The sequence below is a fragment of the bacterium genome, from assembly GCA_037131655.1.
Lineage (GTDB): Bacteria > Armatimonadota > Fimbriimonadia > Fimbriimonadales > JBAXQP01 > JBAXQP01.
The window spans coordinates 1-11,119 of the sequence record JBAXQP010000064.1 but is presented as its reverse complement, the minus strand read 5'-3'; the positions used below and the strand labels follow the sequence as shown (position 1 = coordinate 11,119).

Annotated in this window: 8 protein-coding genes; all 8 read left to right on the top strand. The window is 45.1% G+C overall.

The window, feature by feature from the left end; translation table 11 throughout:
* The first annotated feature begins 112 nt into the window (after positions 1-112).
* Entirely contained in the window at positions 113-1,150 is a 1,038-nt protein-coding gene (argC, locus tag WCO51_04615; protein MEI6512542.1) for an N-acetyl-gamma-glutamyl-phosphate reductase, read from the top strand.
* Between the two features lie 150 nt (positions 1,151-1,300).
* Complete coding sequence (lipA, locus tag WCO51_04610; GenBank protein ID MEI6512541.1) at positions 1,301-2,191, top strand: lipoyl synthase; 891 nt, start codon at positions 1,301-1,303, stop codon at positions 2,189-2,191.
* A gap of 14 nt (positions 2,192-2,205) precedes the next feature.
* Entirely contained in the window at positions 2,206-6,765 is a 4,560-nt protein-coding gene (locus WCO51_04605) for a translocation/assembly module TamB domain-containing protein (GenBank protein MEI6512540.1), read from the top strand.
* Between the two features lie 119 nt (positions 6,766-6,884).
* Positions 6,885-7,427, top strand: coding sequence for a sigma-70 family RNA polymerase sigma factor (locus WCO51_04600; GenBank protein MEI6512539.1), 543 nt, complete (start codon positions 6,885-6,887; stop codon positions 7,425-7,427).
* Between the two features lie 13 nt (positions 7,428-7,440).
* A complete protein-coding gene (locus tag WCO51_04595) occupies positions 7,441-9,228 on the top strand; it encodes a BamA/TamA family outer membrane protein (GenBank protein ID MEI6512538.1) in 1,788 nt (595 codons plus the stop codon).
* Positions 9,229-9,241: 13 nt separating this feature from the next.
* Positions 9,242-9,928: an OmpH family outer membrane protein gene (locus tag WCO51_04590; GenBank protein ID MEI6512537.1), complete on the top strand. Its 687-nt coding sequence runs from the start codon at positions 9,242-9,244 to the stop codon at positions 9,926-9,928.
* Between the two features lie 35 nt (positions 9,929-9,963).
* On the top strand, positions 9,964-10,602 hold the full coding sequence (locus WCO51_04585) for a hypothetical protein (protein ID MEI6512536.1): 639 nt from the start codon (positions 9,964-9,966) through the stop codon (positions 10,600-10,602).
* A gap of 167 nt (positions 10,603-10,769) precedes the next feature.
* Positions 10,770-11,119 (top strand): hypothetical protein (locus WCO51_04580; protein ID MEI6512535.1); only part of this gene is annotated, 350 nt, incomplete at its 3' end.

Sequence of the window (11,119 nt, the reverse complement as noted above, 5' to 3'; positions counted from 1 at the left end):
AATTGGAATAACAAACTAGCTGAAGCCTACCGCAAGGATTTCGGCGATTATTAATGATAACTCATACGGGCGACCTTGCGGGTCGCCCGTATGTGAAATTCAGGAGGGTGTAGTGATTAGAGTTGGTGTAGTTGGGGCGACGGGGTATGCGGGGGCGGAAGTAGTGCGCCTGCTTACTCGCCATCCGCAAGCGACAATTACGATTCTGACATCCGGTTCGTCTGCTGGTAAGCAAGCGCATGAACCGGCTCCTCAGCTGCGCGGGCTTAATTTGCCAACCCTTGAAAAATTCGATATTAAGCGTGTAGCAGAAGCATGTGATGTCGCTTTCTTAGCTCAAGAAAGCGGATTTGCCATTAGACATGCCCGCTCATTACTTGATGCAGGAATTAAGATTATCGATCTCTCCGCCGATTTCCGCCTCGATGATCCCTTGGCTTACCCTAAATGGTACAAAATGGATCACGCTGAACCTAATTTACTCGGCGAAGCGCTATTTGGAATGTGTGAGCTTACCGACCACTCGCTATATACTAAAGCACGATTGGTAGCTAATCCAGGCTGCTATCCGACAGGTTCAAGCCTAGCGGTTGCCCCATTAATTAAAGCAGGTCTAGGGAACGGCACGATTGTTATCGATGCCAAATCAGGCGTCTCTGGAGCAGGGCGCTCGAAAATCAGCCTCGATTATCACTTTTGTGAGATCGAAGGGTCGTTTAAGGCTTATAATCCCGTCGCGCATCGCCACGTGCCTGAGATAGAGCAAACGTTTAAGCGTTTATCAGGTTCGGATACTCTCATCCGATTTACTCCGCATCTAATGCCAATTGCGCGCGGCATTTTCACGACCGCCTATGTGCCCATAAAAGAGGTTCCCGTGAGCCTAACGGCTTTATATGAAGAGTTTTATCGCGGTCAACCATTTGTGCAAGTGCTTCCGGAAGGTCAAATTCCGGCAACTAAGCACGTTTTCGGTTCCAATTCCTGCCATGTATCGGTTACATTCGATCCGCGCACCAATTATGCCGTTTGTTTTTCAGTTATCGACAACTTGGTCAAAGGCGCGGCTGGGCAAGCGGTTCAGAATATGAACTTATTGTTTGGGCTTGACGAAACGTGTGGCCTAGATATTGCTGGCATCTACCCCTAAGTAGAACTATTCATAGCCAAACTCGTCTATATGCGGTAACGAAGCAATTTCCTGCGTTGTCAATTCGCTTCAAATTCATGCATATACTGCCTTAACACAGATGCTGTGCCTGTGCAGGTATAATTTGAGTAACGCAGCAACAAAAGGGAAATGATGAACCGACACTTGCCAGAATGGTTGACAGTCCGAATGCCGCGTCCTGAGGCTATGCGCGAAGTTGATGACATGATCAGTGGCGCTAATCTTCATACTGTCTGCCAAAGCGCTAGATGCCCCAATCTTCCCGAATGCTGGTCCACCAAAAAAACCGCTACCTTCATGATTTTGGGGGACATATGCACTCGCGCTTGCGGGTTTTGTGCTATAAAAACAGGAAAACCGCTTGTAGTTGAAACAGATGAGCCGAAAAGAGTTGCTGAAGCTGCCAAAGTGTTATATCTCAAGCATGTGGTTATAACCTCGGTTACTCGTGATGATTTAGAGGATGGCGGTGCTGGCCAGTTTGCTGATACTATTCGCTCAATTCGCGAAGCTATACCTCATGCAATTGTAGAAGTTTTAACTCCTGACTTTAAACAAATCGACAGGAGTATCCAGCTTGTAGTTGATGCGTTGCCTGATATTTATAATCACAACGTCGAGACCGTTCCTCGTTTGCATGCATTGGTGAGGCCTCAGGCGAAGTATTCTCGGAGTTTAAACGTCCTTAAGATCGTCAAGGGAATGAATGCGAAGATATTTACCAAGTCAGGTTTAATGCTTGGTTTAGGGGAGACAAAGGATGAGGTTGTTGGTGTTCTTCGCGACTTACGCGGTATTGGCGTGGATTGTGTGACCATCGGACAATATTTGCGTCCGACCATGCGGCACCTACCCGTTGCTGAATATATCCATCCGGATAATTTTAAGGAATACGAAACCATCGGGATGGAATTAGGCTTTTCTTTTGTCGCTTCTGCTCCATTAGTTCGCAGCTCATATAACGCGATCGAATTTGCAAAAAAAGTAATGGCCGAGCGTTTATCGAAAGTAGGAGTTTGAATCTGGAGGCATGGATGGCGCGGTTGCGGAGCCAGTTTTTTTGGCTCATTTTAGTATTACCCGCCTTGATAGTGTTGGCGGGCGGTGTGTTATTTTTGCGCCAATTATGGAATGAGGCGCAAAAGGATGAACTCGCCACTGCTATTAGTGAAACTCTAAACACTACCTTTAACTTAAATACCCATATAGGTTCTCTTCAGATTAACCTCAAAAAGGGCACACTCGATGCGAATGATATTACAGTATTAGATCCCAAGTCAAATAAACCTTTAATCGCAGCCAAAAAGCTTCACTTTGCTATTTTTACTCCCGCTCTTTGGGGTTCTTCTGTCTATAGCGCTACGGTAGATGACTTTTATCTCTATATTGATCGGAATGCGAAAGGGAAATGGAATTTTGATGAGATAATCCGCCGTCAACGTAAGAAGAGACCTGAGACATTTACGCTTGATCTGTTTTTTAATAATGGAAGGGTTGTCGCTCATGATGAACTCCGGCCAAAGCCAATTACTACTCACTTTGCCGATGTAAACGGGAATGTGTTTATAGCCGGAGATGTTTTTCGCGGCAAGCTGTCGGCAGTTGGATCGCACACAGGGAAGATGACTATTAGTGGGCTTTTTGCCGAGAAGACTTCAGCGCTTGCCTCAAGTAACTTTACCGCAGTGCAGTGGGATGCGATTGAACCTTATGTGAAACAAAAGCCTCAGGTAACTCTTCAAGGCGCGGTTCTTTCTGGTTCATTTTCCCTGCGTGCTAATAAAGAGCCGAAACGTTGGAAGATGCATTATCTTGGTACCGGTGAGGTAATCGCTTCAAAGGTTCAATACATTCATAGTCTAAATCCGTTTTATAATGTTAAAGTTAAAGGGAAAATCTCTGACATAGCAATGCAATTTGAAGGGTCAGGGCAGACAACAGGGGCTAAAGTCGTATTTAACGGGTTCTCAACAAGGGAGCGCTCTGAGAAGGGTGTTCCATGGATGGGATCGATAAATTTTAGCGGATCCGGATCGGATATCCATGAGGCTTGGAAGACAATTTCGGAAGCTGAACCCCCCCCGTTTTATGGTTCCTTTACGGCACGCGGTTCTACAAGAGGTCGTTTGACTGGCCCCTATCTTGTCATGGACATGCAAGCACAGGAAGCTCGATTTAAACATCTTGTGATGACGAATGTGAAAGGCAGATTCGCGTATCAAAAAGGCGGGCCAGTGTTTGTGCCTGTGTTTACAGGAGAGGCGTTAGGGGGGCAAGCTTCTGGATCACTTAGCTACCTATCTCCAAAGCCTGGGATTGAGCCGCACGTTAAAATTATCGCTGATTTTAAAGGAGTCCGTCTTGATCACTGGCCAAATACCAAGAAATGGAAACTTGGCGGTATTGCAAATGGTCGAGTCATTGCTGAAGGTAACCCGAATAAGCCAAGCGTCCAAGCCAATCTCTCCATGCCGAATGTGACTTGGCGTGGAACGAATTTAGGACGAGTTCTTGCCAGAGTGTCATTAGTTGGAGATAAGCTGCAAATTCCAGTGCTTGATATAACCGGGAATGTTGGTCGGGTGAATGTTCGAGGGTCGGCTGATATCGTTTCTGAAACGTTAGATCTAAAGGTTGTGGCGGGCGAAGTAAAACTTGGAAATCTACCAGTTGGCAGCTTCGTCAGCAATAACAAGGTTCAAGGAATTGCCTATTTTCGCGGAGACCTTAAAGGCTCCTTTACCAAGCCACGTGTAAAGGGCAATATTCAAGTTTATGATGGTCGGTTGGGTGAAATGAATGCGAATGCCCTCGACGCCGATTTCAGCGCAGATGTCGACAGAGTGAGGTTAGAAAAAGCGGAAATACGGCGCGGCGCCGCACTTGTTTCAGCTAAGGGAACGGTTATATACGGCGGAAGAACATCGCCATTATTGAATTTAATACTGTCTGCCACTGATATTCCAGCGCCTGAGGTGAGCCGACTGCTCAAATTGAAGATAGGATTGGGCGGTGCTCTTACGGTGCCGAACTTGACCGTCGCAGGAACCGTTAGAAATCCGCGAGTTACTGGAATGATAACCTGGGGGCGTGGCGCTCAGATAGACCTGATTAAAATCGATTCTGCTCAAGCAACCTTTGATTATAGAAACGGCCTTTTGAATGTACCTGAGCTTTTTGCTAAATTCAATTCCAGCGAAGTGCGGGCTAATGGTTTAATCACTTCAGATAAGAATATGAGCTTTGAATTCTTGGCTAAAAACGTGCCGCTTTCGCGATTTGATGCCTATTTGAACCTGCCGTCAAGTGGTATTCCGAGTACGAAAAATGGTATCCGCCTCACCGGTTACGCAGATGTATCAGGTACGATATCCGGCACAATGGTGAACCCAAAGTTTTTTGCGGAGAAGATCGGCCTAACAAATATAGCGCTGAATGACTTGCCGATTGGAACTGGTGAGGGGCAGCTAGTTTATGCTGATCATACAATTAAGGCGAGTAATTGGTTCATCACTTCCGACAAGACACTTTTCAGGTTAGACGATCTTTCGTATAATTATGACAGCAAAAACTTAACCACATCAGCAATTATTGATAATGTGGCCTTCGACACACTTCGCTCTCTTGCTCTTACTTTTGATCTTAACCTATCACCGTCAGCCTGGAATCGTTTTAATGCAATTGGTGGAGTTGTGAGCGCGAATATTAGTGTAAATGGGCCAATGAGTGCGCCAGCCATGGTCGTGAAAGTCCATACAGATGACCTTAGTTTGAGGGGGCAAACGATTGGACAGATAACTTTTGACGTTGAGCGTCAATCTGAGTTGTATAACATTAAAGCGATTAATTGGACATATGGGCAAGGTGCCGTGTCGGGTTCGGGCGTCATCAATCCTAATGGTGAGATTACAGCCGGTATCGATATCCATGCTTTTAACTTGGAATGGTTGAAGTTATGGGATAGGAAGTGGTCGGATATGAAAGGGATAGTCGATGTAACGGCTGATCTCAGTGGCTTCTCTAGTACGCCTGATTTGCGCCTCACGGTTAACGCAAACGATATTTCTTACACTCATTACCAAATAGATGCGGCTAACTTCAGTTTGATAACGGTTAGTGAGGGGAAGATTGCGACTGAAGACGCTACATTGAAACGAAAAGGGTATGTGGCGCGTATATCGGGTGAGTTACCATTTCACTGGGACTCGCTTGAAATTCCAGTTAGCGAACCCTTATCGGTAAAGTTGGCGATTAAAGATCAGCCTTTGACCGCTTTGGAACTTTTATCAAACCGAGTCGATACGAAGCGAACGGAGGGCCTAATTAATGCGAATGTTGACATCTCAGGGACGCTGGATGAACCCAGAGCGGAAGGGGCTTTCACGGCATCAGGTTCTTCGTTGGCTTTAACCAATTTAAATGGAACTTTCAATAATATCTTAGCTCGGATTGCCTTTAATCATAATGAGGTTCGGCTTGAGACGCTTCGGCTTGATTCATCGAAAGGTGGTTCAATCCTAGGTTCCGGTAACATAAGTTTGGTCGATTATCCAAACGGCAATATAAACCTGGGAATACAGTTGAATGGCTTATCCTTTGATGAACGTAAGTTAGTCGAACAGTATCAAGAACCAATAAGAGCGAAGTTAAATGGTGGGCTTCAGGTAGTTGGACCTCTTAATAACCCCCTAGTTCAGGGTACACTCTTGGTGACAAATGCGAGTATTAGGTTACCAAGTGAGTTCCAGCCTTCTTCGGCTGGCTTAGCTTTGCCAATTAACCCGCGATTTGATGTGAACATTGAAATCGGCAAAGGTGTTGAACTTAAAAACTCGGTTCTTCAAGCTAAAATCATTGGTGATGCAACGCTTGGAGGCAGTGCTTTATTGCCTAAGGTTTCTTCAAATTTAGTGATTCAGAGTGGTGATGTTACGCTTCCACTTGCTGAGTTAAAGCTGAAGCAAGATAGCCGTGTAAGCGCATCATATAATGCAGCAGGGGTAGGAGCTGAACCACAAACCCGAATTGATTTGGATGTTCAAGCATCTACCAGCGCAGCCATTCGTTCCTCAGATGGAACCTATAAATATTACAAAATCGATTTAAGTATAAATGGCCCTTTGAAAAATGAGGGCTGGTCGAATATGCAGGTATCGTCTGATCCCGCAGGGGTATCTATTGAGCAGGTCAGATCACTTCTCATAGGAGAGCAAGCGATTTCGAGCTTAGTGTCGAGTAGTTCGGATTCAGGGGCTGGCTTTAGAGATCTGTTTATGGATGTTGCTGCGGGTAGGGGTGGGCGACTAATTTTCAAACCTATTCAGGATAAGATTGCATTTTTATTCGGTCTCGAAGAGTTTTATATCACTCCGAATAGGCTTGATTCATTATCAATAGCGGTGACAAAGCAGTTGTTTGGCGGGGTTTATGCCAATTATAATCGCTCGATCAGCGCGACTGATGAGACGTGGCAATTCAGATTGTTCTATCGTTTGCCGTTTCAAAAAGGTCTCTGGAGCCGTTTGCAACTTGGATGGTCGATTGATTATCTGCAGATCAATCGCTTTACCTTGGAAACGGGCATTCGCTTTTAAAATAGGACTTTAGAACTATTATTGGCTTGTCGGCGTGATATTCCGACACAAGATGGTAATTCTATCGTCTAATTGGCTGAGTAACATTTTGTTTACTAGATTTTACGAACGGAGAGACGATGAGCTCTCAGTCGGACGAGTTCGAGGCGGTCGTTGCCGAACATGAGCGACGTATCTATAATGTGGTGTATCGAGTTGTTAACGATTATGAAGCGGCGGCTGATTTAGTCCAAGAGACTTTTATTCGAGCCTATCGCTCATATGATAGTTTTCGGGGAGAATCCCAGACCTATACTTGGCTTTATCGTATTGCTATGAACCTTTGTCTTGACCATCTGGCAAGACGCAAAAAGCAGCGCGCGATTGAGACGCCGTTGGATGTTAATGTTCCAGGTGGCGGAACTAGTCCGATGGAAGTCGCGGATGAGCGTAATGCTCCAGATAAATTGATACAGCAGCAGGAGTTACGCACTCAGATTGAAAATGCAATCAACGCGCTCCCGCCCCTTTATAAGGACTGCATCTTGTTACGCGAGATGGAAGGGATGAGTTATGAGCAAATCGCTCAGACTCTTGAGATAACGGTGGAGGCAGTTCGAAGTCGTGTTGCACGAGCACGTGCATGGATGCGCCAGCGCTTAGAACCGTATTTACGCGCATAATCAGGAGGATAATGTGATCATTCGTCGGATATTAATCGCATCGCTGTTTACCCTAATAGCGGTCGCTTGGGCACAGAACCAAACGGTACTTGAACAGCAGGTAAGAGGGAATAAACAAGTCTCAAAAGAAGCCATTCTTGCTGCGACTAAGCTCGAACCTGGAACGGAATATACTGAAGAAAAGGCCCGACAAGACTCAGATGCAATCTACACTCTTGGTCTTTTTGAATCGGTTTTGCCCCATGCCGAACAGCAGCCAAATGGTGTTATTGTCGTTTATGATGTGGTCGAAAACCCGATCATTACTAACCTTAACATAACGGGTAATACGGTTTTACCGACTGTGGATATTTTGAAGGTTATGAAGACCAAGACAGGGCAGGTTCTTAACCACCTTACCATTCGTTCTGATATCCAAGCGATCCGCAAACTATTTCGCGATAAGGGTTATATCTTTATTGGCTTTTCGCAGTTTGAACCGGATCCAAAAAATACGAGCACCCTCAATATAAAAATCGATGAATCTAGGATTGGAAAGATTAATATCATCGGTAACAAGCGCACTAAGACCTATGTTATCAAAGAAGAAATGCGCACGCGAGTTGGACAGGTATTCAGCATAAAGGAGTGGGAAGGCGATATCTATCGGATTTACAACCGAGGATATTTCGAAGATGTAACAACGGGCGGCCCGCGTCCGCTTGAAAGTAATCCGAACCTTCTTGAACTCGATGTTATTGTTAAGGAGCGTCGTACCGGTCAACTTAATGTGGGCGTTGGTTATGATCAAAGGGAAGGTATCTTTGGGCTGTTCGAAATTCAAGACCCGAACTTCCTTGGACGTGGTGAAACGGTTGGTGTGAGTTATCAGCGAACTGGTACAGCCAAAAACAGCATCGAAGCCAACTTTGCCGATCCCGTTATTGATCGTTATCACACTGGCATCTCTTTGAGAGCTTACGATAAAGTTTATTATCGTTTTGCCGGCTCAGGCTTAAGCGGAATTTCAACTGACGCATCAAGCCAATATGAAGAGAGGCGTAGAGGCGGGGAATTAACTCTCAATCGGCCGTTCGCAAAGGTTAATAACGCATTCCTTACACTTCGCACCGAATCAATCGCTACAAAAAATGTCGATGGCATTATGAGTGAGGATTTTATCCAGCAGGATGGTTCGATTTCATCTGTATCGTTAGGCTTAATACAGAACAGGCGTGATGTCGATTTCGACCCGTCAAGGGGATACTATATCCGTGTTGCTTTTGAGTTTGGTAAGGACGATATCACCAAGATTGGTGGAGCAGTTAACATGCCGGACCTTCTTGGGACGCATGATTTCACGAAAAGTTCCATTGATATGCGCTATTACTACAGCTTGCAGGGGGCTAGAAAAACACCTAACCAGCTAAAGCAGGTACTTGCTTTGAGACTTTATTACGCTCGCGCAGATGGAATCCTTCCATTCTGGGAGCAATTCTTTGTAGGTGGCGCTGAAAGTTTGCGTGGTTATGAGGAAGATCGTTTCTGGGGTCAGAACGCATTCATCGGCAGCCTTGAATATCGCATCCCAATCCAAAAAACTTTAGCTGTGTTGTTGTTTGCGGATTATGGTGATGCTTGGGGCGGTCGTTATGGTAATGTAGTCATTAACGGTTTTGCTCAGCATAGCGCTTTTGCACCGAGTTTGGGATATGGAGCGGGCGTCCACTTCCAAACACCGCTTGGTCCGTTACGACTTGATTTTGGAATTAACGAAGAAGGAAACGTTAAAACTCACTTTAGGGTTGGGCATACATTTTAAGCAGGAGGAAAATATGAAATCATTAAAGCATCCTTTAGTTGTAATTGGTTTGATTCTTGGAATGGCAACGTTAATTGGAGCAGTGGTGGAGAATGCCAATACGCCTCTGTTCGGTACGGTGGATTTTTCAAAAGCCCTGAATGACTGTAAGGCTGGAAAAGCTGCTGTTGAGGAAATGGACACCATGAGCAAGTACTACGCCGAAACCGTAGATACAATCAACGGCAATCCTTTTCTGAATTCAGATGAGTTTAGTAATATCCGTAAGGTACTCATCCCTTCATCAACTGCTGATGGAAAACTTCCAACAGTTAAGAACCCTACTCCTGAGGGAAAAGCAACGATAAAAGCTTTACTTGATAAGGCTGTTGAGCGCCAAAAGCGGTTCACAGAACTTTATCAGAAGGCTGATGCGACTGATGTCGAGAAGGCTGAACAACGAGACCTGAACAAAATGATGGGCACTACTCGTGATAACCTTCAGCAGCTTGGTCCTGACCTTCGTTCTATTTTGCAGGACAAGCAAGCAAAGTCTACCAAAGAGATCGTCGATCAGATAAAAGTGATTGTAAGCCAGATGGCTAAAACGGGCAATTGTTCGATGGTCTTTGTAGCGGAAGTCGCTCCTTACTCCTCTAACGACTACACACAAGCAGTTTTGACCGAGATGAACAAGAAATACGACGAGACGCACAAGTAGATACGCATTTGTGTGAAAAAAGGGGACGGTTACTAATGAAAAGCTTAGTAAGATGGCTTTGGATTCCTGCTCTTGCGATCGGCGCGCTGATGATCGTTGGCGCTGTTGAGCAAACTAACACTAGTATGGAGTGGGGCTCTGTTGACTTAATAAAAGCAGCAACTGAATGTAAGCAAGGTAAAGCGGCCATTGATGAGTATCAAGCTAAGTTGCAGATATACAGTGAAGCCTTGAATACATGGAACAATAACCGCTTTTTAAAAGAAGAGGAATTTCAAACCATCCTCAAAATCAAGACCGATCCGAAAGCGACACCAGAGCAAAAGGTCTTAATACAGAAGTTGATCGACCAGAGCGCTGTAATCGATCAAGAGCTTGCCGACTTGCAAAACAAGCCGAAGCCAAGTGAATATGAGAAAAAACGCCTCCTAGAGTTGACTACACGGGCTAGAAATGCCGAAACTCTTATCAAGAACGAGAGTGGAGCCTTAAAAGTTGAACTCGATAACTGGAGTGCGAAGCGACGTGATGATTTGATTGCTTCATGCAAAGTGACGGTTGCTCAGGTTGCCAAAAAGAAGAGCTGTTCCGTTATCTTTTTATCTACTATTGCGGTTTATGCTAAGAATGATTTAACAGAAGACGTAATTCTAGAGATGAATAAAAAGACATGATAAAAGCGCCTTGTAGGCGGAGTTTGTGGTCAGCAGTTGGAATATTAGGCATCACTACGATGCTGTTATCGGGCTGTCATTTAGGGCCAGTCAGTTCTACTCCGCGACTTGTTTGGATTGATATTAATAAAGCATCAAAGGCTCGCCATTCTTGGCGGGCCTTACCTTTGCTTGAACGTCAAATTGAACAAGTTGAAGTCACGTCTGTTGCACCCAAGGCTTTCGATAGAGCGCATGGTGAACTGGGCACCCTTGTCTTGCGAGGTGATAATACACTTGAAATTCAAAAACGCCGTATGGAAGCAAACGAATCTATCGCTCGCCAACTAAGCGCTGTTGAGGCTGAATTATTGACTATTGCGGAAGAGCATGTTAGCGTGAACAAGCACGCCATCTATGCGATTTATGAAAAGGAATTAGTAACACTCCGTGCCCAGCAAAAGATAGCGATAAGCGTTCAAGCCAGAGAAATTGCCGAGCTTTATGCGGAAAAGATCTTTCAATTGGAACTTGATCG

Excerpts from the sequence above, each read along its gene's own strand:
- lipA (MEI6512541.1), top strand. The coding sequence starts at position 1,301 with ATGATGAACCGACACTTGCCAGAATGGTTGACAGTCCGAATGCCGCGT.
- WCO51_04605 (MEI6512540.1), top strand. The coding sequence starts at position 2,206 with ATGGCGCGGTTGCGGAGCCAGTTTTTTTGGCTCATTTTAGTATTACCC.
- WCO51_04600 (MEI6512539.1), top strand. The coding sequence starts at position 6,885 with ATGAGCTCTCAGTCGGACGAGTTCGAGGCGGTCGTTGCCGAACATGAG.
- WCO51_04590 (MEI6512537.1), top strand. The coding sequence starts at position 9,242 with ATGAAATCATTAAAGCATCCTTTAGTTGTAATTGGTTTGATTCTTGGA.
- WCO51_04585 (MEI6512536.1), top strand. The coding sequence starts at position 9,964 with ATGAAAAGCTTAGTAAGATGGCTTTGGATTCCTGCTCTTGCGATCGGC.